The organism is Shewanella sp. SACH (assembly GCF_001887095.2).
GTDB classification, from domain to species: Bacteria; Pseudomonadota; Gammaproteobacteria; order Enterobacterales; family Shewanellaceae; genus Shewanella; species Shewanella baltica.
This window is the reverse complement of the sequence record NZ_MPDG02000002.1, coordinates 1,383,572-1,408,534: the sequence shown is the minus strand read 5'-3', so window position 1 is coordinate 1,408,534 and position 24,963 is coordinate 1,383,572. Positions and strand designations below refer to the sequence as shown.

Genomic DNA, 24,963 nt, shown 5'->3' with positions numbered 1-24,963 from the left:
GCCCAACTTTTTGGAAAGACGATATGACACAGAAGAAAACCTTGCCCTTCCCAGCCAAAAGCGGCGTTAATTATTTTCTCGATGGCTTTGGTTTAATTACACGTAAAGGCCTGCGCACTTTCGTATTTATTCCCTTGATGATCAACCTGCTGCTGTTTGCAGGCGTCATTTATGTGGCCATAGGCCAGTTGGACGCCATGTTCACTTGGATGAACGCCCAGCTGCCTGACTACTTAAGCTGGTTAAACTTTTTACTTTGGCCGCTCGCAGTCACCACTATGCTGGTGATGCTCGCCTTTGTGTTTAGCTCGGTGATGAACTGGCTCGCAGCACCCTTTAATGGTCTGTTGGCTGAAAAAGTCGAGCAGCTATTAACTGGCAAGCCGCTGAATACCGGTACTGGCATAGATTTAATCAAAGACTTACCGCGTATCCTTGGGCGTGAGTGGATCAAACTTAAGTACTATCTGCCCCGCGCATTGGTGTTTTTATTGCTGTTTTTAGTGCCTATGGTGGGCCAAACGCTGGCGCCAATCTTATGGTTCCTGTTCAGCGCTTGGATGATGGCAATTCAGTACTGCGATTATCCCTTCGATAACCATAAGGTCAGTTTTAAGGATATGCGCTTTGCCTTGAATCAAACCCGTGGCACCAGTTTTAGCTTTGGCGCCACTGTGACGCTGTTTTCGATGATCCCTATCGTCAACTTTATCGTAATGCCTGTGGCGATTTGTGGCGCAACGGCGATGTGGGTCGACAAGTATCGTGAAGCCTACCGCAATCATGCAATCGCACCAGAATAATTAACGATACAAATACTTATCTAAAATGATGTGGGTTTGATATTGATTCCTGCAACATAAAAACAGCCTCAATTGAGGCTGTTTTTATTGATTGGCTTTTTATTAATAAATTTTCTATGGAGAGATTTTTGATTGATAAAGATTGCAGAACAATCTGCGCTGCCAAGTTCAGCTTAGCACTTCTGCAAAATCACACTGCCGATGGAATATCCTGCGCCAAAAGAGCTTAATAAGCCTAAATCACCCGCTTTAAAGTCGCTGGAATACTTATGAAATGCAATCACGGAGCCCGCGGATGCGGTATTGGCGTACTCGTCTAACACGACGGGCGCTTGTTCCGCTGATACATCATCCCCAAGCAGCTTTCTCACCACGAACTGATTCATGTTGATGTTCGCTTGATGTAACCACAGACGCTTAAAAGACTGCGGCGTTAACGCTTGCTCGGCCAGATGTTCATCCAAATGTTGGTAAATCATAGGCAGCAGCTCTTTAAACACTTTGCGCCCTTGTTGGTGGAACAGTTTATCAGCCTGATGGGCAGCACTCGGATCGCAGCGATTCAAGAAACCAAAATTACTGCGAATATTATTCGAATAATCAGTAAAACAGCGGCTTGAGAGAATTTTAAACACATTGTCAGATTGAGCTAGGCTTTGCTCTTCCAGTACCAGTGCGGTCGCGACATCACCAAAGATAAAATGGCTGTCACGGTCGCGATAATTCACCTGCGCTGAACAAATCTCAGGGTTAATGACGAGCACTCTTGAGGCTGAGCCCGTCGCAATCGCATTGGCTGCGGCAACGATTGCAAAGGTTGCCGATGAACAGGCCACTTGCATGTCGTAACCATAACCGCGCGTACCGAGTGCACGTTGAATTTCAATCGCCATCGCAGGATAGGCACGCTGAGTATAAGCACAGGCGACAATCACCAGATCAATCTGCTCAGCTTTGAGATTGGCATTGTTAAGTGCCATCAATGCGGCTTCAACCCCAATTTCAGCCTGCATAGATAACTCGTCGCTGCTGCGCTCAGGAATTAACGGCATCATGACTTCGGGATCGAGAATGCCCTCTTTCACCATCACATATCTGTGTTTAATGCCCGAGGCCTTTTCAATAAATTCGCTTGAGGAATAGGACAAAGCCGCGACATGGCCTTGCTCGATTAAGCCTGCATTTTCAAGATTGTAAATATCTACATAGGCATTGAAGCTCTCAACTAAGGCTTCATTAGAAATACTGTGGGGCGGCGTAAATAAGCCACTCCCCGAAATCACGACCTGTTTCATAGGTGCTCCGAACGGGTGCTTGTTGTAAGGTGAGCAGAGGCGGCATCATCACTCGTAAGCGCGGGCGCTAACTCACTTGGCCCCTGCTGCTCTAATCGTTGCTTTTTATGCATTTGTGCTAAGTCTATCACGACTGTTGAAGATATTTTATCTTGGATCCCCTGCCGATTGGCATCCCAAAATATTTGCATAAAGCCAAGTAAGCCAGTAGTGAAGCCTGCGGCGTAACCACCATAACGGCCAAAGGCGGCCCATAAACTGATTTTAGCGCCATCGAGCTGGATCACCCGAATGCCAAGCATCTTCTTGCCTAAGGTTTGCCCATCAAACCGGGCGGTAAAGACGGTAAAGTAAAACGCCGCCCAACCAAAGCCCAATCCCATATCACTCATAAAGCCTTTAACCCAAGCGATAACACTGTGGGTGGTGGATTCATCGTCATCATCGACGCTTTTCACTCTTGTGCTTGGCGAAGGTACTGTTTTGGTTGTGCCTGTCGTTTCGGTTACTTTTGCTGCATTAGCCACAACACCTTGCGCGGGATCAGTTGGTTCAATTTTTTCAATGGTTTGAATCGACTTAAGCGGCTCAGACTGAGTATCAAGCGTTGGCGACTCGACTTGGGGCGCGATAACTGGCCACAAGGTGCCATCAAGGACTTCTGTCTGGAGCTTTTCGCTGTCTGCGGCAGACAAACTACTGTTGGCTATGGCGTGAAGGACTATCTCCCGTCGCTCAGTCTCTGTCATGCCCTTTGATGCTGAAGCGTTTTCTATCACCTCGCGCAGGGATTGAACTTGAGTTTTACCACAAGCGTAATTATCACAAAGGCTCAACGAAATGATGGCCGGAAGCGAGGTAAGAATTTGTTTACCCAAGGCAGACTCCTTAACTGCCTGCTCATTATCGGTATTGCTTGAGCCATTAACATTAAGCAGATTATCGGCGGTCGTGAGCAACATAAAAGCTAACATTGCGGCATAAAGTCCCCATTTGAGTAAACGACCTAATTTATGACTGCGTTTCTCAATATAAATGATACCGACCACCAGCAATACAAACATCCAATCCATCTGCTCCGCTAACACTGTGATCAGCAAGCCATCAATCAACATGGCTAAAGCGCGTTTTAGCGGCGCCGCCAATGGCGTATAAAGCACAGTGTCTGCGATGGTAAAAGCATGGGGAGTCACCATAGTTTTTGGGTCTTTGCCCAAATCCGTTTGCTGTTGTTTCATGTTTGCGTCTTGTCCGATACGAGTGATAGGCTTGTTTTACGATTGACACATCAAGAAGTTATCCTTGCGAATGCAACAATCTTTTTTATGTTAGCAAGAGGTTAACACAGTTAAACTGGCTGCCAATCAGGGTTTGCGAATAACAGCACATCCTTTAATAACCAAATCGAATAAAGAAGAACAAACAATCACTTCTAAAAGCGCCACAGCAGATTATGATTCAGTAGTGCCAACATAGGAGCAAGCAATCCATGAGCAAAATTTTCGAAGACAATTCATATACTATTGGTAATACCCCGCTAGTACGTTTAAACCGTGTTAGCCAAGGTAAAGTGCTGGCCAAAGTCGAAGCGCGTAACCCAAGTTTCAGTGTTAAATGCCGTATCGGTGCCAATATGATTTGGGATGCCGAGAAAAAGGGTCTACTGACTAAAGACCACGAGCTGATTGAGCCGACGTCTGGCAACACAGGTATTGCGCTGGCGTATGTTGCCGCGGCCCGTGGTTATAAGCTTACCCTAACGATGCCAAATACCATGAGTTTAGAGCGTCGTAAGCTGCTCAAAGCCCTTGGCGCAAATCTCGTGCTAACAGAAGGCGCGAAAGGCATGAAAGGTGCAATTGATAAAGCGGAAGAAATCCGTCAATCTGCTCCTGAAAAATACATTTTATTACAGCAGTTTAATAACCCTGCTAACCCAGAAATCCATGAAAAAACCACAGGTCCAGAAATCTGGAATGATACCGATGGCGAAGTGGATGTGTTTGTTGCCGGTGTAGGTACGGGCGGTACGATTACAGGTGTCAGCCGTTACTTGAAAAAAGTAGCAGGCAAAACCATTACCTCAGTGGCGGTTGAGCCAGCAGATTCTCCTGTGATTGCGCAAACCTTAGCGGGTTTACCGGTACAACCAGGGCCGCATAAAATCCAAGGTATTGGCGCAGGCTTTATCCCTGGTAACTTAGATTTAGAGTTGATTGACCGCGTAGAAGCTGTTACCAATGATGAAGCCATCGACATGGCCCGTCGCTTAATGCAAGAAGAAGGCATTTTAGTGGGTATTTCATCGGGTGCCGCCGTTGTTGCCGCAAACCGCATCGCTGAATTGCCAGAATTTGCGGGTAAAACCATTGTGGTAATTTTGCCATCGGCTGCCGAACGTTACTTATCTTCAGTCTTGTTCCAAGGCCAATTCGGCGACGAAGAAAACATTCAATAATCGACGTTGGATTCCCCTTTAAAATACCCAGCCTCTGCTGGGTATTTTTATTTGTGACATTGCATTAATTTGATCCCGACTGCAGAGCGCAAACAAGTTCCGGCTCAAGTTTGGATGCAGCTCATAGTTCTCAGTATCACCAGTAGCATTAGCGGCTCAGTGAGTTATAAAGAACGGATATTCTCGTCAATCCATTCCTTTTTATGCCTTTTTACCGCACTCCAAGTCATATCAGCGCCTTTAATGCTAAGTTTGAAGCGCAAAAAATCGCCTTTGGCCCCATTAGTTTCCAAGTCGCCCACTGTCTGCTCAAATTCGATGTGTTAGCGCAAATAGATAACGCGGCTGAACGTGGGATCACTGCGGCCGAGTTAAGCCAATCGACACCACTGAGCGAGTACGCCCTTGGAGTCTTGCTGGATATGGGGCTCAGCATGGGGCTCGTTTGGCAGCATGAGTCTGGCTATGTACTCGACAAAACGGGGCACTTTTTACTCCATGACGACATGGCCGCCATCAACCTTAACTTTGTGCAAGACGTTTGTTATCAAGGCCTTTTTAGCCTTGATACCGCACTACTCGAAGGAAAGGCCGCAGGACTCAAGGTTTTCGGCGACTGGGATACTATCTACCCTGCCTTGAAGGATTTACCACCCAAAGCGAAACAGAGCTGGTTTGCCTTCGATCATTACTATTCGGATCATGCCTTTCCACAGCTTCTGCCGTTAGTGTTCGCCCATAAGCCAAGCCATTTAGTGGATATAGGCGGCAACACAGGCAAATGGGCGCTGAGTTGCTGTGACTATGACACCAACATTGAAGTCACGATCATGGATTACCCTGGACAACTTGAAGTGGCGACGCAAAATGCCATCGCACGGGGCGTTGCCGCGCGAGTCCATACCTTTGCCACCGATCTGCTGGACGACACCCTGCCTTTTGTCGATGGCGCGGATACTTACTGGATGAGCCAGTTTCTAGATTGCTTTTCAACAAGCCAGATCCTGAGCATTTTACAACGCACGGCAAAGGCAATGACGCCAAACAGCCAACTCTTTATCGTCGAAACCTTTTGGGATAGACAGCCATCGGCCGCCTCTGCCTACTGCGTAAATGCCACTAGCCTCTATTTCAGCGCCATGGCCAATGGCAATAGCCGCATGTATCACTCTAAGGATTTATTGGCCCTGCTTCACCAAGTGGGACTGTATGTGGATGAAGATACAGACAATCTTGGCCTAGGGCACACGCTACTGCGCTGTAAACTCAAACCTTAAGTTTAATGGCAACCTTTAAGTAAATGAAATTTACTTAAAGAATAAGATTAATCAAATTTATTTATCATTGATACCCGCAGTAAACTGAGGACATCAAAACAGCGCCCCAAAAAAGCGATGTTAAGCATTGTCAGTATTGAGAGGTATTCAACATGACTTCAAAACGCAAACGCTGGACATCCCACGCAGCTAAACTTCCCAGCCCTATGGCAGGGCTGGCACTTGCCATTGCCAGCTTAGGTTGGACTTGGGAGAACATGACACCTTCACTTAATGGCGCAGGACAACTCACAGGCGCCATCATCGCCTCTGTGTTGCTGTTACTGCTCATGGGTAAGTTTATGCTGCATCCGACTATTCTAAAGGACGAACTCAGCCACCCAGTGATTGGTAGCGTGATCCCCACCTTCGCCATGGGGCTGATGGTCGTGTCTAAATCACTCGGCGATTATTTCCCCCAAGCTGGCTTAACCCTGTGGCTAGTGGCCATAGGTATCCATGTGCTCTTCTTAAGTGCATTTATCTACTATCGCGCCATCGATTTTAAACTCGAGCACATGGTTCCAAGTTGGTTTGTGCCACCGATTGGCATCATAGTCGCGGCGGTGTCTTTCCCTGTATCTGACTACCAATGGCTAGCAAACGCCATTTTGGTTTTTGGGATGTTAGCTTACTTAGTCATGCTGCCTTTAATGCTCTATCGCCTCATTTTCTGTCAGGCGATACCCGACGCAGCTAAACCAACCATTGCGATTCTCGCGGCGCCCGCCAGTTTATCACTCGCAGGTTATTTAACCGTTTGCGAGCAGGCGTCAATTCCCTTAGTCGCCTTACTGCTGAGCATCGCCATTTTGATGACGAGCATCATCTACTTGGCCTTCTTTCACCTGTTAAAGCTGCCCTTTAGCCCAGGCTATGCAGCCTTTACCTTCCCTATGGTTATCGGTGCAACCGCCCTCTTTAAAACCGCAGCTTGGTTAACCCAGTTCAATAACATGGGTGAGTTAGCGATATGGATAAAATACTTAGCAGAATTCGAGCTTGTGATCGCCACCTTAGTGGTTGTCTATGTCGCTCTACGCTATTTAGCACACTACTTTCCTGTGCAATTTAAAGCGGTAGAGTTAATAAACAGAATAGAACCAAGTAAAAATTAATTCTATATTTTATGCACTCTGTACACATTAATTAGAAAAACCTACCAATACTCAAAAGAAGATGAATATCGATTCATCTTCTTTTGAGTAACTAGGGTCTGTTGATCTTTCTAGAGTGATTTTTAGACAGCATGGCAAGACGTATAATTTGCTTCGCCAAAAGTAACCATAACCTCAAGCCATGCCAAGACTTATGCTAACCGATGCACGCTGGGAAAAGCTATTTCATTTAATGAAGAGCACAGGCCGTGTTTATGACAAACCTGAACATAGACAAACATTCGAAGGTATTCTTTACCGCCTTAGAACAGGTATCCCTTGGCGAGATTTACCTAAAGAGTTCGGTCATTGGAGCACGGTCTTTAGACGGTTTCATTTATGGTCTAAGAAAGGCGTTCTAGCACATTTATTCAAGGCCTTAGCCAACCTTGCTGATATAGAATGGGTCTTTATTGATGGCTCGATAGTGCGGGCTCACCAGCACAGTGCAGGTGCAGCGACGCTAAGTAATGAGAGTATTGGTAAAAGTCGAGGCGGTAATTCAACCAAAATTCACTTAGCCGTCGACAGCGGAGGATTACCGATTTATTTCGAATTATCAGAAGGCCAAAAACACGATATTACACACGCCCCCAGCTTAATTGAGCACCTGAAGCAGGTTGATACCGTCATTGCAGATAAAGGTTATGACAGCGATGCTTTTCGTGAACTTATCGCAAATAAAGGCGGGAAATCTGTTATTCCAAGGCGCCGCTATAAGAATACACCTCAAGAAAGAGTCGATTGGTGCTTATATCGGTATCGACATTTAGTGGAGAATGCTTTTTGAAGAATTAAACACTATCGAGCAATATCAACAAGATATGACAAGCTAGCAAGAAATTACGCCAGTATGGTGTCACTGGCGTTTATGTTAATGTGGCTACCGATGTATTGCTGAACAACATTTGTACAGCAAAGATCAACAGACCCTAGAATATTAAAAAAAACCTCAAAAATCTGTTCAATTTCAAACCAAACCTATCCTAGGTCTGTTCTGGTCTAATCCCATCGGACACTTAATTTTGAGACAGTATGGTCAATAAATTAAGAGGTCTATATGAGTCTGAAAAAATCACATAAGAGTTATCCGCAGGCATTTAAAGATGAAGCCGTCTTGATGGTGCTAGAGCAAGGTTATAGCGTTGCCGATGCGGCAAAGTCTCTTGGAGTTAGCACGAGCCTGCTTTACAACTGGAAGGAAAAACACCAAGCCCTGCAACAAGGTATCACCTTAGAAGAGTCTGAGCGTGATGAGCTAAAGCGATTGCGTAGAGAAAACAAAGAATTACGCATGGAGAAAGAAATTCTAAAAATACCCAAGGGGCACGCCGAGGCAAGCGCCTTCTTTGCGAGAGAAATGAAGTAAGATTTCGTTTCATCAAACTGCAATCTCACCTATTCCCCATAGCACTGTTATGTCGAGTAATGAGTGTCAGTAAGTCAGGCTATTACGATTGGCATAAACGCCCTGCAAACGTGATAAGCCTTGAAACACTGAAGCTTTATCGCCTTGTTCGACAGCTATTTAAGCAAAGTCGAGGCAGCTTAGGGAATCGTGAAATGGTGAAGAAATTGCGCAAGGAAGGCTACCAGGTTGGTCGCTATCTCGTTCGTAAAATTATGCACCGCCTTCGACTCAAAGTAACCCAGCGATGTGCTTACAAGGTGACGACACAGCGAAAACACTCAGATGCAGTGGCTGATAACCTGTTAAACATGAACTTTAATCCAGTATCGGCTAATCAGGTCTGGGCGAGTGACGTGACCTATTTAAAGACGGGTGAAGGCTGGATGTACTTAGCTGTGGTGATGGATTTATATTCACGCCGGATTGTGGGATGGCACATAGACAAACGCATGACCACAGATTTGATATCCAAGGCATTAATAAAAGCCTACAACCTGCGCCAACCGGCCAGAGGGTTGGTATTTCACAGTGACCGAGGCTCGCAATATACCAGTAAGCAATTCGGTAGGCTGCTATCAAGCTATGGTATCCGAGCCAGCATGGGTGATGTGGGTGCGTGTTGGGATAATGCCGTTGTTGAGCGTTTCTTTGGTAGCTTGAAACACGATTGGATTTTTAAAGTTAATCAACCAACAAGGGAGTTTATGAAGCAAGATGTGACGGCTTACATGAAATATTACAACTTGGAGCGGCTTCATTCTGCTAATGACGATCTGTCACCTGTAGAGTTTGAAAATTCTCAAGTAAAAGTGTCCAGTTTGGGTTGACCAGTACAGTCTTCTAAAAAAGTGCACATTTAAGAGAATAACCATCTAACTTAAACAGCATGAAATCCTATATATAAAGTTAAGCTGCACAAGCAAACCTGAAGAGATACGGAATGACGAACTAAATAAGCAAAATTTCCTATTTTCTCTATAAAAATAATAAAAAAGTATGATTTAACCAAAATCAAATTAAAACGAAATACAAACAATTTATAAAAATAAATTAACCAAATAAAAACAAATTTAACATAAAAAATCACAACCGGTACTAAGTAGCCATCATTAACGGCATTAATGATGCACAAACCCTTTGCAAAAGAACATTTAGCATCAACATTTACAAATTCTAAACAATTTAAGTAACATTTATAATGTTGCACTTGTTATTTCCTTGTGGTTATATCTTGAACCTAATTAAAAGTGACACTTATTGGTTACAAAAGTGACTTTTAATAAAATAAGAATTAAACAAAAAACAAATGTTAAGGGAGAATAGAATGCGCGCAAAATCTACATTAGCTAAAGCAGTTCGCTTTGCGTTAATCGGCGGAGCTGCTACAGCGGCATTATCAACTTCAGCAGTATTTGCTGCTGAAGACGGTGCAAAAGTTGAACGTATTGAAGTAACCGGTTCTCGTATTCAAAGAACCGATATGGAATCAGCATTACCTGTTACGGTTTTATCAGCTGAAGATATTGCTAAAACAGGCTTGAGTGACGTTTCTGCAGTATTAGCTCAGATGCCATTTAACACCGCGGGAAGTTTTATTAGTGACGCAGGAAGCTCAGCAAGTAACCATGCAAGTTCAGGCATGCGCGGATTAGGCTCTAACCGTACGTTAACATTAATTAACGGGCGTCGCATCGCTCCATCTGCAACGTTTGGTGGTGATTCAACCAACCTTAACTTAATCCCTATGGATGCAATTGAGCGTATCGAAATTTTACGTGATGGTGCATCAGCCATTTATGGTTCAGACGCTATCGGTGGTGTAATTAACATCATTCTTAAAAAGACATTCGATGGCTTAGCATTCGATGCAAAATTCGGTAGCCCAACACAAGGCGGCCGTGATGAAAAATCTGCATCTATTACATTTGGTAAAACTGATGACAAAGGTAGTAGTTTAGTTGTTATAGAACATAAAGCATTTGATCCTCTGCAAGGTGGACAACGTCCTCATATAACTGCTAACTGGGACAAAAAATATGGTCGTAGTGGTTTGTATGCCCCTGAAGGAACATATCGTCCAGTAGCGTCTCGCCCAGGAAAAGGCGCAGATGGAACATTTGATGACCCTGTTTACACGGGATTACAAGTACCAGGTAAAGACTGCCCTGCTGATAGAGTTATTACCACTAAAGATGGCTCTGCCTGTGGATTCAGTCATTTTGATGGCACAGATTACTTACCTGAGCAAACTAAAGACTCTATTTTCTCAAATATGACTCATCGTATTACTGATGAACTAGAGTGGTTTGGTCAAGCAATTGTCATGCGTGATAAATCAACCACATCTTCAACAGCATTATGGACTCCTAATCTGTATATGGCTGCTGATAACAAGTTAAATCCAACATATGGCACTGATCAAGCGTCAGAGGTTCAAGCCTATCACCGCTTAAAAGGTGTAGCTGATCGCAAAACAGAATTCGACTCAAATGTAGTCGATATCGTTACTGGCTTGAATCTTGAATTAGATGCAGGTTCATTAAGCTGGTATGTTCAATATTCTGATCAAGTCGTTAATATCGAAACGGACTCTTATGTCTTTGAAGATAAGTTACAAGAAGCTGTAGATAAAGAACTGTATAATCCTTTTGTGGAAGGTGGCAATGCAACACAGGCAACCTTAGATACATTTTTGCATACAGCAACACGTAAAGCGACATCGAACACAACTGGTACAGGTTTATCTTGGGCAGCTTTAGCACCAATAGCATTACCTGGTGGCGATTTAGGCTATGCCGTCGGTGTTGAATATCAAAAAATGGAGTACAAAGATACTCGTGATGCACAACAAGCGGCAGGCAATGTACTAGGTACTTATGGTGGTGATTCAGCAGGTGACAGAAGCTATAAAGCGGCATTTGTTGAATTAGAACTTCCAGTTCTAGAAAATTTAAACGTTAAACTTGCTAGCCGTTATGACCAATACAGTCTTCCTGATGTTGGCCAATTATCAAGTTCAATTAACGTGCGCTATGAAGTGCTTGATAACTTAGTATTGCGTGGTTCTTATGGACAAGGCTTTAGAGCACCGTCCTTAGACGACTTACTCGGTGAGCCAGCAACAAGTTACGATTCAATAACTGATACGACTCTGTGCCAAAGCTTACCTGCTGATCAACAACCAGGTAACAAAGCATGTGAAGATAATCAGTATTTACGTAAAAGTTCAGGTAACAAAGATTTAGATCCAGAGAAATCTGCTCAATACTCATTCGGTGCAGTGTGGAACATCACAGAAAATATTGATTTGGTTGTTGATTACTACAATATTGAAATTACTGACCAAGTAAGTTATATCGATGCTCAAACTATTGTCGACTTAGAAGCGACAGCTGGTTTAGGTGCTTACGATCCAAACTATATTTATGTAAAACGTAAAGCTGATGGCACAATCGATGAAATTGGTGCTGGCAACATTAACATGGATGGCGTACAAACCTCAGGTCTTGATGTGTCCTTTACGTCCAAGTACGATCTAGGCACTATGGGCGAGTTAAAGTTCGCTGTTGAGGGTACATATGCACTTGAATATTCAGAGCAAGCAAGTCCAATCGCTAAACGCTATGATGTTTTAGGAACTAAAGGTTATCCACCACTGCGTTTCAATACTACATTTAGCTACGCTATTGACGATTTCTCTGCGGCTTTAATCGCTAAATATATTGATTCCTATGATGGCGAAACACCACAACAGCAAGAAGCCGGTACTAATAAGCAAGACTTCTCTTCGTTTACAACTTGGGATATGACGCTTAACTATGACTTCAACAATTATGGAAAAGTTACTGTAGGTGCACGTAACTTATTTGATGCTATGCCAACAGTTAACTATAGCCTAGGTTATCCAGGATACGACACAGATACACACAACATCTTAGGTCGTGTAGTATTTGCTGGATACAAAGTTAAGTTCTAATATCGTCTTTATCAATTAGAACCTAATCAAAAAACGGCATCTTCGGATGCTGTTTTTATTTGCTTCTTTTACGCAGCCCAGTAAATAAGCATAAAAAATGCCCAACTATTTGCTGGGCATTTTCTTATCCTTCAACGGGTCATTTAAAACATTCTAGGAATGCTTCGTCAGCTTAATTTCACTCGCATGTTGAGGTTTTTCGGTATGTGAATGGGGTGCTGAAAAGTGTTCATGGTGAGCTTTGTGTGGATCGCTTGACGTCGTTTTCCCCTGCTCTATCCACCAATAACCTAAACCCACAATCACACCACCGCCGACAATATTGCCTAGGGTGACTGGGATTAAGTTGTTGAATATAAAGTTAGTCACGGTTAAATCGGCAAACTGCTCTTGAGTCACACCTAAAGATGCAAAGAATTCTGGGCTGGCGATAGATTGGATCATCATCCCCATAGGCACCATAAACAGATTAGCGATACTGTGTTCAAAACCGCTGCTGACGAACATGGCCACGGGTAAGATCAACAGTAGGGATTTAGTCAACACATCACGGCTGGCGAAGGTCATCCACACGCCTAAACACACCAACATGTTACACAAAATGCCTAAGCTAAAAGCTTGGATCCAAGTGTGATGCAGTTTGTGTTGCGCCACTTTAAGGGCATTTAATCCCCAGTTACCACCATCGAGTTCATACATGCCCGCGGCGGTGATCAAACAAACCATCAGTATAGCGCCGACAAAATTGCCCGCATAAACCCGGCACCAACATTTGAGTAATTCAGCGCCAGAGACTTGTTTTTGTGCCCAGGCGACGGTACTGAGTACTGAACTGGTGAATAGCTCGCCGCCGCAAACGACCACTAAAATCAGGCCTAAACTAAAGGCTATCCCACCAACGAAACGGACTAAACCCCAAGACGCATCGCCAGCACCTGTGGTCACTGTCAGATAAAATACAAAGGCTAAGGCGATGAAGGCGCCAGCAAACACAGCCAGGCCAAAGGATTGCCAAGGCGCTTTAACCACTTTGCTGGTACCGTAAATTTCCGCCTGATTATAACAACTAAAGTGCGCTGAAACCTGTGGTGCTTCGTGGGCAGTGTTTGTCACAGTTGGGGTTGATGATGGATTTGGGCTTTTCATTGCATGACTCCAACTTCAGATAAACAAACTTGAATGCGTAGCATATATCTCTCCTGCAGCGCCGTTGCGCAGATAGCACGAATCAAAACCGAGATGTTGATTTGCTAAAAATGATGATTCACTAAAGTCTCGCTTTGTACCATACAACGCGCTAATGCTGTGAAGTAGATATTGCTAAAGCGTGATGTTATTCACACCAAAAATGTGAAAACTTTGAAGCCAAAAACACAAAAGGTTAATTGGTCTTACCAAAAATGGTCAATTTCAGTCACCAGAATGACATGCTATTTAGGTTGTCAATAACACCAAAATGGCTCGTATCCAGCTAATTCAACTCTCAAGTACACTCGTTATCAAATTCGCTATCAAACGGTTCACAAAATCAGCTTCAGTAAACTCAGATCTACTCAGCCGTGAAGCATTGCTTTGGCAGTAAAGCATAGATGTGGCAATAGATTGACTCGCACACTTCAATATCGACTGGATTGACTCCGCCAGCGCTCCACGCCTCAGTATTGATAGTTTAGCCCAGCAGCAAGCTACAACATGCCTGATGAGTAGCAAAAGCCTTACTCAGCCACTCTTTTATGATTTTTAGCGGAATTCAGGTATTAGCGTTTGGCCTGTGGGGAGAACCCTATGCCACTCCCTAAACATCAACGAGATTAGCGAATAAACTACAATTAATACAAATAGCTAACAAGGAGCTTGTTTCTAAGTCACGAACACAACAGCCACTGTCATACCCTATTTATCCGGCCATCACCAACCCAGCAAAAATCAATCTATACGAGGATAGATTTCTCCCAGATAAAGGGGGACAGTAAATGACAACAACCATAGGTTTATTGATTTAGGAAGTCATAGGTTTGAATGTCACACCAAGTTAAAAAGCGTGCTGTATTCCTAATTGTGGTAAAAAAATGCTACCTAGCTAGCAAATTTGGGATTAAGCGAGCACAAACCAATCCGTTTAAGATGCGATAGCGACAGACCTATGTTAATATGCTTGTGGGCAATTGGTCTTACCAATTACAAAAGAGATTGATCGGTAGCCGATAATCAAAGTAAGCGAATATTTGTCATCTTATCGGGTATCAATAGACAGACTTTTGGAGTGACAGCACTTCAAAATCCAGTTCCCATCATAGGGCGTCATCATGAAGGGAGCTTTATTTCAGGAATTAGCTATTGGCTTATACTCAGCATCGCTTCACGCTGATCGCCAATAACCTTTATCTCAACCAGAAGGTATTAGTACGATGACCGAAAAAACTGAACTGTTTGCCAACGCATGGGAAGGCTTTACCCCTGGCGATTGGAAATCTGAAGTCAATGTACGTGACTTTATCCAACAAAACTACGCGCCTTTTGAAGGCGACGAATCATTCCTTGCCGGTGCCACCGAAGCAACCACAACCCTGTGGGATAAAGTCATGGAAGGCATCAAACAGGAAAACCGTACCCACGCGCCTGTTGATTTCGATACTAAGATGGTTTCTACCATCACTTCCCACGACGCTGGCTACATCAACAAAGAATTAGAAACTATCGTTGGCTTACAAACAGATGCGCCGCTAAAACGCGCTATGTTGCCTAATGGTGGTATCCGTATGGTGGAAAGCTCATGCGCTGCCTACGACCGCGTGCTAGATGAAGACGTTAAATACATCTATTCAGAACTGCGTAAAACCCATAACCAAGGTGTGTTCGATGTTTACACCCCAGAAATTATGGCTTGCCGTAAATCAGGTATTTTAACAGGTTTACCTGATGCTTATGGCCGTGGCCGTATCATCGGTGACTATCGCCGTGTGGCACTTTACGGTATCGATTACCTGATGAAAGATAAGTTTGCCCAATTCACTTCACTGCAAGCGCAGTTCGAAGCGGGTGAAGAATTATCAAATGTTATCCAATTACGTGAAGAAATCGCTGAGCAACACCGTGCACTAGGTCAAATGAAGAAAATGGCTGCCAAATATGGCTGCGATATTTCTCGCCCAGCGACCACTGCACAAGAAGCTATTCAATGGACTTACTTCGGTTACTTAGCCGCAGTGAAAAGCCAAAACGGCGCGGCGATGTCATTAGGCCGTACCTCTTCATTCCTCGACATCTATATTGAACGCGATCTGAAAAATGGCACCTTAACTGAGCAACAAGCTCAGGAAATGATTGACCATTTCGTGATGAAACTGCGTATGGTACGTTTCCTACGTACTCCAGAATACGATGAATTGTTCTCTGGCGACCCAATTTGGGCGACTGAGTCAATCGGCGGTATGGGCTTAGATGGCCGTACGTTAGTGACTAAATCAAGCTTCCGTTTCTTGAACACCCTTTACACTATGGGTCCAAGTCCAGAGCCAAACATCACAGTATTGTGGTCAGATAAACTGCCCATCGGCTTCAAAAAATATTGCGCCAAAGTGTCTATCGACACTAGCTCAATCCAATATGAAAACGATGACCTAATGCGTCCAGATTTCCAATCAGACGACTACGCTATTGCCTGTTGTGTAAGCCCAATGGTTGTGGGTAAACATATGCAGTTCTTCGGTGCCCGCGCCAACTTAGCTAAAACTATGTTGTATGCGATTAACGGCGGCGTTGACGAAAAGCTGAAAATCCAAGTTGCCCCTAAAGCCGACCCTATCACTGACGCCGTATTAAACTATGACGACGTGATGAATCGCTTAGACGGTTTAATGGATTGGTTAGCGACTCAATATGTCACAGCACTGAACTCAATCCACTTCATGCACGACAAGTACTCCTACGAAGCGGCGCTAATGGCACTGCACGACAGAGACGTACGTCGCACTATGGCTTGTGGTATTGCGGGTCTGTCTATCGCAGCCGACTCACTGTCTGCCATCAAATTCGCCACAGTAAAACCTGTTCGTGATGAAAACGGCATTGCAGTTGATTTCGAAATCAGCGGTGACTATCCAAAATTTGGTAACAACGACCCACGTGTTGATGATATCGCCTGTGACTTAGTTGAACGTTTTATGGCGAAAATTCGCGACCGTAAAATGTATCGCAATGCGATCCCAACTCAGTCAATTCTGACCATCACCTCAAACGTGGTTTATGGTAAGAAAACCGGTAACACACCAGATGGTCGTCGTTCAGGTGCGCCATTTGCACCGGGTGCAAACCCTATGCATGGCCGTGATGAAAAAGGCGCAATCGCTTCTTTAACTTCAGTGGCAAAACTCCCATTTGCCCACGCTCAAGACGGTATCTCTTATACCTTCTCAATCGTGCCAAATGCACTGGGTAAAGATGATGATGCTCGCCGTACCAACTTAGCGGCATTGATGGACGGATACTTCGACCACAATGACAAAAAAGAAGGTGGCCAACACTTGAACGTCAACGTGATGAACCGCGAGATGCTCGAAGATGCCGTTAAGCATCCAGACAAGTATCCACAGCTGACCATCCGTGTTTCTGGCTACGCAGTGCGCTTCAACTCACTGACGCCAGAGCAGCAACAAGATGTGATCACGCGTACATTCACCAAAGGTCTGTAAGCTAAATTAGTCAAGGCTGTAGTACACTGTGCTACAGCCTCACTTATTTTAACAGGAGTCACAATGGCAGTTATCGGTCGGATCCACTCAGTGGAATCCTTTGGCACAGTCGATGGCCCAGGCATACGGTTTATCACCTTTATGCAAGGCTGTTTAATGCGCTGCCAATATTGCCACAACCGTGACACTTGGGATCTTGATGGCGGAAAAGAAGTTCTGGTCGATGAGTTAATGAGTCAAATCATCAGCTATCGGCCTTTTCTCGATGCCAGCAATGGTGGTGTTACGGCCAGTGGTGGTGAAGCCATTTTACAGGCAGAATTCGTCGCCGAATTATTCACAGCCTGTCAGCAAGAAGGTATTCATACCTGTTTAGATACCAATGGTTTTGTACGTAAGTACACGCCAGTGATTGATGAGTTACTCGACCACACTGACTTGGTCCTGCTCGACATCAAGCACATGGACGATGAAAAACATATTGAGTTAACCAAAGTCAGCAACCATAGAACATTGCAATTTGCGCAGTATTTGGCAGAGCGTAATCAAGCGACTTGGATACGGTATGTGGTGGTGGGCGGATTTACCGACGATGAAGCATCGGCATTACAACTGGCCGAGTTTATCAAGCCCATGAAAAACATTGAAAAGGTAGAATTACTACCCTATCACGAATTAGGTAAACACAAGTGGGAAGCCATGGGCGAAAGCTATCAACTCGATGGCATATCACCACCGAGCCGAGAAACCATGGAAAAGATCAAAGCCGTATTTGTTGGGCAAGGGATTAACGCGATTTATTAATCCACAGTAATAGAAAAGCCAACACGGATAACAGCGGCAACAGCCTAAAGTTCTTCCCAATAACTGGCATCTAAACGCTCAAAGGCTATTTTTAAAATCAGTGCCATATCGAGATAACAGGCTTTAGCGCCTAAAGTTTGGCAATTGATACCCATGGACGACAACTTCGCACTCAACTGGTTACTCCAGTCGAACAGCGTTAACGGTAATGGATGGCGCGCTCGCCAACCTAACCACAGCAGCCCCTGTAACGGTAAGCTGATGAAAAATAAACCGAGAGTGACAGCTTGGGGCAGAAATGCCCAACCGTGAATATACAGCTGGCTCATACTCACAAAAAACGCCAACACTGGCATCACCAGAATGGCTAACTGAGTAGCTCGGACGACCCGATACTCAGGAAAATAAAAACCCAGTTGTCTAACCATAGGCCAAGTCTTCATATATTGATGACCATCACCTAAGGTTTTGAGGATCTTAATGCTCAATTTTAGACACCAACTACAATGGAATACTGCTTTTACCATAGCACAATCTGGCGAATCGCCCCAAGACTGTTATGGTAAAAACACCGCAGATCCTAATTTTTTTGAATCGTTATATTAAACACAATGGCAAAGGGTTTACACATGTCAAATAATCTGGTTTTAGTTCTCAATTGCGGTAGCTCTTCTCTCAAATTTGCCGTCATTGACGCGCAAACAGGTGACGATCAAATTTCTGGCTTAGCCGAATGTTTTGGTTTAGAAGACTCGCGCATTAAATGGAAAATCAACGGCGAAAAACATGAAGCGGCCTTAGGCGCATTTACTGCTCACCGTGAAGCAGTTGAATACATTGTTAATAAAATCCTTGCGGAACAACCTGAATTAGCAGCAAAAATTCAAGCCGTTGGCCACCGTATCGTTCACGGCGGTGAAAAGTTCACTCGTTCTGTGATCATCGACGAAAGCGTGATCAAAGGTATCGAAGATTGTGCTTCACTAGCCCCCCTGCACAATCCTGCTCACCTCATCGGCATCCGCGCAGCCATTGCCTCTTTCCCTAAATTGCCACAGGTTGCTGTATTTGATACCGCTTTCCACCAAAGCATGCCAGACAGAGCTTATGTCTACGCCCTGCCTTACAAGTTATACCGTGAACACGGTATCCGTCGTTATGGCATGCATGGCACGAGTCATTTATTCGTTAGCCGTGAAGCGGCAAAAATGCTCAACAAGCCCATTGAAGAAACTAACGTTATCTGTGCTCACCTGGGCAACGGCGCGTCAGTGACTGCTATCAAAGGCGGCAAAAGTGTCGACACTTCTATGGGCTTAACCCCATTAGAAGGTTTGGTCATGGGCACACGTTGTGGCGATATTGACCCTTCAATCATCTATCACTTAGTTCACCAACTGGGTTACACCTTAGAAGAAGTGAATAACCTGATGAACAAGCAAAGTGGTCTGCTGGGGATTTCCGAGCTAACTAACGATTGCCGCGGTATCGAAGAAGGTTACGCAGACGGTCATAAAGGCGCGACCTTAGCCTTAGAAATCTTCTGCTACCGTTTAGCCAAATACATCGCCTCTTACACTGTGCCACTGGGCCGTTTAGATGCAGTCGTCTTCACCGGCGGCATTGGTGAAAACTCAGACTTAATCCGTGAAAAAGTACTCAACATGCTGGAAATCTTCAATTTCCATGTCGATAGCGAACGCAACAAAGCGGCGCGTTTCGGTAAGAAAGGCATCATCACTCAAGATAAAGGCACGATTGCCATGGTGATCCCAACGAACGAAGAATGGGTTATCGCCGAAGATTCAATTAAACTGATCAACAAATAAAAAATGACCTAAGCCGTTTACTCACCCAAACGGCTTTACGCTTTACATAGCCATACTCACAAGCAAATTTGCAGAAACTCTTCTGCCAAAAACCATCGAAACTAGAGGTTTTTATGTCTCGTAATATTATGTTAATCCCCATAGGTACCGGAGTCGGCCTGACCTCCTTAAGCCTTGGGATGGTTCGCGCACTGGAGCGCCACGGAGTTAAAGTTCAGTTCTTTAAGCCGATTTCCCAACTTAGACCTAATGATAACGGCCCAGAACGCTCAACCACTATTCTGAGCAAATCACCGACGGTGAATCCGTTAGAGCCCTTCGACATGGCCCATGCCGAAGCCTTAATTCGTGCCGACCAAACCGACGTATTAATGGAGCAAATCATTGCCCGTGCGTCCGATTGCGCCAGCAACACTGAGACCTTAATTGTTGAAGGTTTAGTGCCAACACGTAACCATCCCTTTGCCGACGATGTGAACTATGCCATCGCTAAAGCTATGGATGCTGACGTGATTTTTATTGCTACGCCGGGTAGCGATACTTCAACTGGGTTGATGAATCGCCTTGAAATCGCCTACAACTCTTGGGGCGGAAAAAAGAACAAACGCCTGATTGGCGCTGTAATCAACAAGATTGGTGCCCCCGTTGACGACGAAGGTCGCGCGCGCCCTGATCTCTCTGAAGTCTTTGATCACCAAGGTGTTCAACGCTCAGATGCGGCCAGCATGTTCCAACTGCCGGGTAAGAGCCCACTGCGTATTTTAGGCAGCGTGCCATACAACCTCGATCTTGTCGCGCCACGCGCCTCGGATCTGGCGAAGCATTTAAGCGCACGCATTCTAAATGCCGGCGAAATGCATACTCGTCGTCTGCGTAAAGTGACGTTCTGTGCCCGCAGTATCCCTAATATGGTGACCCATATTAAGACTGACTCACTACTTGTGACCTCAGGCGATCGCTCTGATGTCATCGTATCAGCCTGTCTTGCGGCCATGAACGGCGTGAAAATTGGTGCCCTACTGTTGACGGGTAGCTACGAGCCAGAGCCAGAAATTCTTAAGCTGTGTGAACAGGCCTTTGAAACCGGTTTACCTGTGTTCTTAATCGACAGCAACACTTGGCAAACCTCGCTCAACATTCAACGTTTCGACCATGAAGTACCTGTCGATGACGCGGTTCGTATTGATCTGGTGCAGGATTATGTGGCCAGCCACATCGACCAAACTTGGATTGAAAGCGTCACTAAAAACTCGCCCCGTGAGCATCGCCTGTCACCACCCGCTTTCCGTTACAAACTCACGGAATTGGCGCGCGCCGCCCACAAGACTGTGGTGCTGCCAGAAGGTGATGAGCCGCGTACCATTAAAGCGGCGGCCATTTGTGCCGAACGCGGTATCGCTCGCTGTGTACTTTTAGGTAAAAAAGATGAAATCCTGCGTATCGCCGCACAGCAAGATGTGGTGCTGGGCGAAGGCGTGATCATTATCGACCCAGAAGAGGTGCGCGACCGTTACGTAGAACCTATGTTGGAACTGCGTCGCAGCAAAGGCTTAACGGAAGTCGTTGCCCGTGAACAGTTAGAAGACAACATGGTGCTTGGCACTATGATGCTGGCGCAAAACGAAGTTGACGGTATTGTATCTGGCGCGGTTAACACCACAGCTAATACCATTCGTCCACCACTGCAATTGATCAAAACGGCACCAGGCTCAAGCTTAGTTTCGTCCATCTTCTTTATGTTGATGCCAGATCAAGTGCTTGTTTACGGTGACTGCGCAATTAACCCAGATCCCAATGCAGAGCAATTAGCCGATATCGCCATCCAATCGGCGGAATCAGCAAAAGCCTTCGGTATTGAGCCAAGAGTGGCGATGATCAGCTACTCAACCGGTAACTCAGGCACAGGTTCAGATGTGGATAAAGTGCGTGAAGCGACGCGTATCGCCAAAGAAAAACGCCCAGATCTGATTATTGATGGTCCATTACAATACGATGCGGCGGTTATGCCAAATGTTGCTCGCTCTAAGGCACCTGATAGTCCTGTCGCTGGCCAAGCCACCGTTTTCGTGTTCCCAGACCTCAATACAGGCAACACGACTTACAAGGCTGTACAGCGAAGCGCGGACCTGATAAGTATCGGTCCTATGCTGCAAGGTATGCGCAAACCTGTGAACGACTTATCTCGCGGCGCGTTAGTCGATGATATCGTCTACACTATCGCCCTAACGGCAATTCAAGCAGCACAAAACGACGCAGCTAAAGGCTAACACAGCGAAATCTGCATAGCGTTACGTACAACAAAGCACTGGTACTTACCGGTGCTTTTTTTATGCTCAAATTTAGCTTAAGCAAGGCTATAGCGCTGCGACAATGGCTCAATAGCAAAGCCAATATGGCAAAATAAGCAGACTAAATACGAGGAAAAACGAATTAAGCGGTGTGAATAAGGTGAGTAAACGGCGAAAAATATCCACAAGTGAAAGTGGAACATGGCGGAAAACTGAAAAGCGTCACTTTTTAACCAGCAGATAAAGCAAGACAATATCAGTGACTTACAAAGTATCACTTAAGTCTTCAACATAGTTTTCCACAGTTTCTGTGGATAACCTTTTTATATGCCTCCTAACTATATGCCACACTCAATAGGCTTGAGTCAACGCATTTCCCAATAGATTGCAAATAACGACAAAACTTGTGCATTAAGTCTAAAATCGCGATACTCAGAACAAATTCCAATAACTAAAACTTATGCGAACTCTATTATTTATCTCCCTGCTGTTCCTCTTTGGTTGCGGCGATCCCTCGACGGAAGATCAACGCCAGTTATCGCCCGAACAAGTGAGCTTAGGCTTTTTTAAAGCGATTTATGTCGATCGCGATGTTGAACAAGCCAAGCAATTTGTCGATGAGCCAATTAAACAAGTGCTCACCCATTACTATATTGCCGCCGCGGTGCAGCGCAATATGCTCGGCCTGTCGATGACCAATGTTGAAATGGAAATTGATGATATCGATATCGACTTTTTCCGTAAATTTACCAAAGACGTCATTGTCGTGATCAAAATGAAAGGGCTTAAAGGCGGCCAGCCGTGGATTGATGACAGGACCATACGTCTTCACAAGATTGGCAGTAAGTGGACTATCGTCGAGCTGATGCCAGAAAAGCGCAAAGTAAACGGTTAATCTCCCTACCCGCTCGCCACTTTTATTGCGCATGTCTTCTCATGCGCTCAATCCTAGCGCCGATTTCTGCTAAAAAAATAGCAACCCTAAGGTTGCTATTTCAATGTGCTTGTTTTGTTACGTCCGACTCATAAGTACCGCCAGTCTAATCGTTATCGATTAGGCCTGGATCACTTCTTCTTCGCTTTCAGCAGGTAAAGACGTCAGTACATCGTCTTTCACTTGATAATAAGCATTTTCGTATTCATGAACTTCCATAACAACTCCTGCTTGATTGAGTAAGGTCGCAGAGGCATGTCATTCTATGCTGACATTTTGCCTATGAGGAAAGGGATATATTCCGTGGGCAGGAGTATAACAAAGCCAAAACTATAATTACAGAAAACTTTCAGTTTTGTTTCTTTACCGATGGTACTTAAGGCGTGTTATCACTTATAAAGCTCAAAATCTGTCCGGAAAACTGAAAGCCTTTCATCTTTAGCGATGATATTTAGCCGCCCATGACGCCATTTAAATGCTGCACTATATGCACAAACGCTATTAACAGAAATCGCTTACAAACAATGAATCTAGGGAAGTGTGACGCTAGCTGCTATCAATTAAGTAATGACGCGAGTAGGAGGTAAGATATGAACGCACTTATTGAGCTTGAAGCCACCACACTAACGACATTATTTAGCCACGGCGATGTATTAGGGATCCGCATGTTTATGGAACACATGAATATGCCATTAGATGTTCAGGACAGGCTTTATGATGAAATTTCCGCCCTCAAACACTTAGATCAACATCAAGTAAGTAAAGTGATTGAAACCTTTGGACAATCGCAGCTCTCTGAGCGATTAAGCTACTGACGGAGCGTTTAAGCTAATGATTGGGCGATTATATGACTGAGTGATAATTTTCTGAGTAGCCATTTGCTCAGTAACATTTTGCTCATAAACAAGTGACCGCGTAAAAAGCTAAACACTCAAGCTAGTTTGACAGCAAGGTTGCCTTGAGTTTACACATCCATATTTGTTGCACTTTTAAAATCAGCAATTAAATTTTCCATTTAGCTTCATTAAAAACCGACAAAAAAGGCCAGTTAAAACTGGCCTATTAAGCTAAATCAAGACTAGGTTTGAGTCGATAAACGGTAACGCAGCACCTTAAGCGACTTCTCTTCAGACACATCCATAAACGCTGGCGGATTGGCTAAGCGCTCTATGTATTCGAGTGCTGGCGCCGCATCTGCGACCTGCTGGCGTAGGAAAGTGGTATCGAGCTCGGGTGCATTGAGGCAGAGTAACACTTCACCATTATCGGCAAGTAACTCAGGTAAACGCCTGATTAAACGTACATAATCTTTAGTCGCGACAAAACTGCCCTTTTGATTGCTCGGTGGATCGGCCACAATAATGTCGTAGGGACCAAGCTTTTTCAGTTTGCCCCAAGATTTAAAAATATCATGGCCTAAAAAACGTGCTCCCGCACTAAAGCCATTCAGCAAATGATTCTGTTTACCTATGCCTAATGCGCCTTTGCTCATGTCCATATTGACCACTTCATCGGCGCCGCCTTGCAATGCCGCTACCGAGAAACCACAGGTATAGGCAAACAAATTAAGCACTTTTTTATAGCGCACATTTGCTCTCACCCACTCACGGCCGTTGGCCATATCGAGGAATAAACCGTGGTTTTGTCCGCGCATTAAATGCACCTGAAAGCGTGCGCCATTTTCACTAACAATATGCGGCTCAGGCACTTCACCTTGCAGCACTTGAGTAAAGGTCTCGCCCGCACTGCGGTATTGATAGACTAAATTCAGTTGGCTTTCTGGACGAATGGCCTGCCAACGCGCCGCAATAGCCTGCTGGCATGTGGCTAAATCGTCATCGGCTAAAGGAGTGAAACTGGTCAGTAATAGCACTGGCGCAAACCAATCTAAACATAGGTGTTCACAACCCGCGTAGTGTCCTCCGCGGCCGTGGAACAACCGCACTGCATCATCACCTAATTCAATTGTCGCTAGCGCTTGTATAAAACTTTGCATCTTCT

Annotated in this window: 16 protein-coding genes and 2 pseudogenes; 13 read left to right on the top strand and 5 right to left on the bottom strand. The window is 44.8% G+C overall.

The features are described 5' to 3' along the window. The first annotated feature begins 23 nt into the window (after positions 1-23). Positions 24-803 (top strand): sulfate transporter CysZ, encoded by a 780-nt coding sequence (cysZ, locus tag BM607_RS14065; protein WP_006082150.1) that lies wholly within the window; start codon positions 24-26, stop codon positions 801-803. A 173-nt stretch (positions 804-976) separates the two neighbouring features. Here the strand turns inward: cysZ and BM607_RS14060 are convergent, their stop codons facing one another. Both BM607_RS14060 and BM607_RS14055 read right to left on the bottom strand, forming a co-directional pair. After that, entirely contained in the window at positions 977-2,098 is a 1,122-nt protein-coding gene (locus tag BM607_RS14060; RefSeq protein WP_012089534.1) for a beta-ketoacyl-ACP synthase III, read from the bottom strand. Continuing rightward, positions 2,095-3,336: an RDD family protein gene (locus BM607_RS14055; RefSeq protein ID WP_071939520.1), complete on the bottom strand. Its 1,242-nt coding sequence runs from the start codon at positions 3,334-3,336 to the stop codon at positions 2,095-2,097. The genes BM607_RS14060 and BM607_RS14055 overlap by 4 nt, the downstream gene beginning before the upstream one ends. Positions 3,337-3,587: 251 nt before the next feature. Between BM607_RS14055 and cysK the strand changes: the two genes are divergently transcribed. The 6 genes and pseudogenes from cysK to BM607_RS14020 all read left to right on the top strand — a co-directional run bounded on the left by cysK (position 3,588) and on the right by BM607_RS14020 (position 12,416). After that, positions 3,588-4,556, top strand: coding sequence for a cysteine synthase A (cysK, locus tag BM607_RS14050; protein WP_006085400.1), 969 nt, complete (start codon positions 3,588-3,590; stop codon positions 4,554-4,556). Between the two features lie 203 nt (positions 4,557-4,759). After that, complete coding sequence (locus tag BM607_RS14045) at positions 4,760-5,833, top strand: methyltransferase (protein WP_012089536.1); 1,074 nt, start codon at positions 4,760-4,762, stop codon at positions 5,831-5,833. Positions 5,834-5,985: 152 nt separating this feature from the next. Beyond that, positions 5,986-6,990 (top strand): TDT family transporter, encoded by a 1,005-nt coding sequence (locus tag BM607_RS14040; protein WP_071939521.1) that lies wholly within the window; start codon positions 5,986-5,988, stop codon positions 6,988-6,990. Positions 6,991-7,171: 181 nt separating this feature from the next. After that, a pseudogene (locus BM607_RS14035) lies at positions 7,172-7,930 on the top strand (IS5-like element ISSod6 family transposase). Between the two features lie 159 nt (positions 7,931-8,089). After that, a pseudogene (locus tag BM607_RS14030) lies at positions 8,090-9,267 on the top strand (IS3 family transposase). A gap of 497 nt (positions 9,268-9,764) precedes the next feature. Next, positions 9,765-12,416 (top strand): TonB-dependent receptor, encoded by a 2,652-nt coding sequence (locus BM607_RS14020; RefSeq protein WP_071939525.1) that lies wholly within the window; start codon positions 9,765-9,767, stop codon positions 12,414-12,416. A gap of 153 nt (positions 12,417-12,569) precedes the next feature. On the opposite strand, the gene focA is transcribed toward BM607_RS14020, so the two are convergent. Then, complete coding sequence (gene focA, locus BM607_RS14015; RefSeq protein WP_071939526.1) at positions 12,570-13,562, bottom strand: formate transporter FocA; 993 nt, start codon at positions 13,560-13,562, stop codon at positions 12,570-12,572. A 1,262-nt stretch (positions 13,563-14,824) separates the two neighbouring features. On the opposite strand from focA, the gene pflB reads away from it, so the two are divergent. Continuing rightward, a complete protein-coding gene (gene pflB / locus BM607_RS14010) occupies positions 14,825-17,107 on the top strand; it encodes a formate C-acetyltransferase (protein WP_006082158.1) in 2,283 nt (760 codons plus the stop codon). 63 nt (positions 17,108-17,170) lie between these two features. Then, entirely contained in the window at positions 17,171-17,911 is a 741-nt protein-coding gene (pflA, locus tag BM607_RS14005) for a pyruvate formate lyase 1-activating protein (RefSeq protein ID WP_063884797.1), read from the top strand. A gap of 44 nt (positions 17,912-17,955) precedes the next feature. Here the strand turns inward: pflA and yfbV are convergent, their stop codons facing one another. Next, the gene (yfbV, locus tag BM607_RS14000) at positions 17,956-18,399 is read right to left on the bottom strand and encodes a terminus macrodomain insulation protein YfbV (RefSeq protein WP_086010619.1); all 444 of its coding nucleotides are present in this window, start codon (positions 18,397-18,399) and stop codon (positions 17,956-17,958) included. Positions 18,400-18,540: 141 nt separating this feature from the next. Here yfbV and ackA point away from each other — a divergent pair, with 141 nt between their 5' ends. The 4 genes from ackA to BM607_RS13975 all read left to right on the top strand — a co-directional run bounded on the left by ackA (position 18,541) and on the right by BM607_RS13975 (position 23,777). Continuing rightward, entirely contained in the window at positions 18,541-19,740 is a 1,200-nt protein-coding gene (ackA, locus tag BM607_RS13995) for an acetate kinase (protein ID WP_006082161.1), read from the top strand. Positions 19,741-19,853: 113 nt separating this feature from the next. Next, positions 19,854-22,007 carry a phosphate acetyltransferase gene (gene pta, locus BM607_RS13990; protein WP_071939527.1) on the top strand — a complete coding sequence of 718 codons (2,154 nt, stop codon included), beginning with the start codon at positions 19,854-19,856 and terminating at the stop codon, positions 22,005-22,007. Positions 22,008-22,488: 481 nt separating this feature from the next. Further along, complete coding sequence (locus BM607_RS13985) at positions 22,489-22,923, top strand: hypothetical protein (protein ID WP_071939528.1); 435 nt, start codon at positions 22,489-22,491, stop codon at positions 22,921-22,923. 629 nt (positions 22,924-23,552) lie between these two features. Next, positions 23,553-23,777 (top strand): hypothetical protein, encoded by a 225-nt coding sequence (locus BM607_RS13975; protein ID WP_006082164.1) that lies wholly within the window; start codon positions 23,553-23,555, stop codon positions 23,775-23,777. A gap of 263 nt (positions 23,778-24,040) precedes the next feature. On the opposite strand, the gene BM607_RS13970 is transcribed toward BM607_RS13975, so the two are convergent. Further along, a complete protein-coding gene (locus tag BM607_RS13970) occupies positions 24,041-24,958 on the bottom strand; it encodes a class I SAM-dependent methyltransferase (RefSeq protein ID WP_071939529.1) in 918 nt (305 codons plus the stop codon). Positions 24,959-24,963 lie beyond the last annotated feature (5 nt).

What these genes read in the sequence shown, in the direction of transcription:
- BM607_RS14045 (WP_012089536.1), top strand. Translation starts at nt 4,760, where the DNA reads ATGCCTTTTTACCGCACTCCAAGTCATATCAGCGCCTTTAATGCTAAG.
- BM607_RS14040 (WP_071939521.1), top strand. Translation starts at nt 5,986, where the DNA reads ATGACTTCAAAACGCAAACGCTGGACATCCCACGCAGCTAAACTTCCC.
- BM607_RS13970 (WP_071939529.1), bottom strand. Translation starts at nt 24,958, where the DNA reads ATGCAAAGTTTTATACAAGCGCTAGCGACAATTGAATTAGGTGATGAT.
- BM607_RS14020 (WP_071939525.1), top strand. Translation starts at nt 9,765, where the DNA reads ATGCGCGCAAAATCTACATTAGCTAAAGCAGTTCGCTTTGCGTTAATC.
- ackA (WP_006082161.1), top strand. Translation starts at nt 18,541, where the DNA reads ATGTCAAATAATCTGGTTTTAGTTCTCAATTGCGGTAGCTCTTCTCTC.
- pta (WP_071939527.1), top strand. Translation starts at nt 19,854, where the DNA reads ATGTCTCGTAATATTATGTTAATCCCCATAGGTACCGGAGTCGGCCTG.
- BM607_RS14060 (WP_012089534.1), bottom strand. Translation starts at nt 2,098, where the DNA reads ATGAAACAGGTCGTGATTTCGGGGAGTGGCTTATTTACGCCGCCCCAC.
- pflA (WP_063884797.1), top strand. Translation starts at nt 17,171, where the DNA reads ATGGCAGTTATCGGTCGGATCCACTCAGTGGAATCCTTTGGCACAGTC.
- pflB (WP_006082158.1), top strand. Translation starts at nt 14,825, where the DNA reads ATGACCGAAAAAACTGAACTGTTTGCCAACGCATGGGAAGGCTTTACC.
- BM607_RS13985 (WP_071939528.1), top strand. Translation starts at nt 22,489, where the DNA reads ATGCGAACTCTATTATTTATCTCCCTGCTGTTCCTCTTTGGTTGCGGC.
- BM607_RS14055 (WP_071939520.1), bottom strand. Translation starts at nt 3,336, where the DNA reads ATGAAACAACAGCAAACGGATTTGGGCAAAGACCCAAAAACTATGGTG.
- BM607_RS13975 (WP_006082164.1), top strand. Translation starts at nt 23,553, where the DNA reads ATGAACGCACTTATTGAGCTTGAAGCCACCACACTAACGACATTATTT.
- cysZ (WP_006082150.1), top strand. Translation starts at nt 24, where the DNA reads ATGACACAGAAGAAAACCTTGCCCTTCCCAGCCAAAAGCGGCGTTAAT.
- cysK (WP_006085400.1), top strand. Translation starts at nt 3,588, where the DNA reads ATGAGCAAAATTTTCGAAGACAATTCATATACTATTGGTAATACCCCG.
- focA (WP_071939526.1), bottom strand. Translation starts at nt 13,562, where the DNA reads ATGAAAAGCCCAAATCCATCATCAACCCCAACTGTGACAAACACTGCC.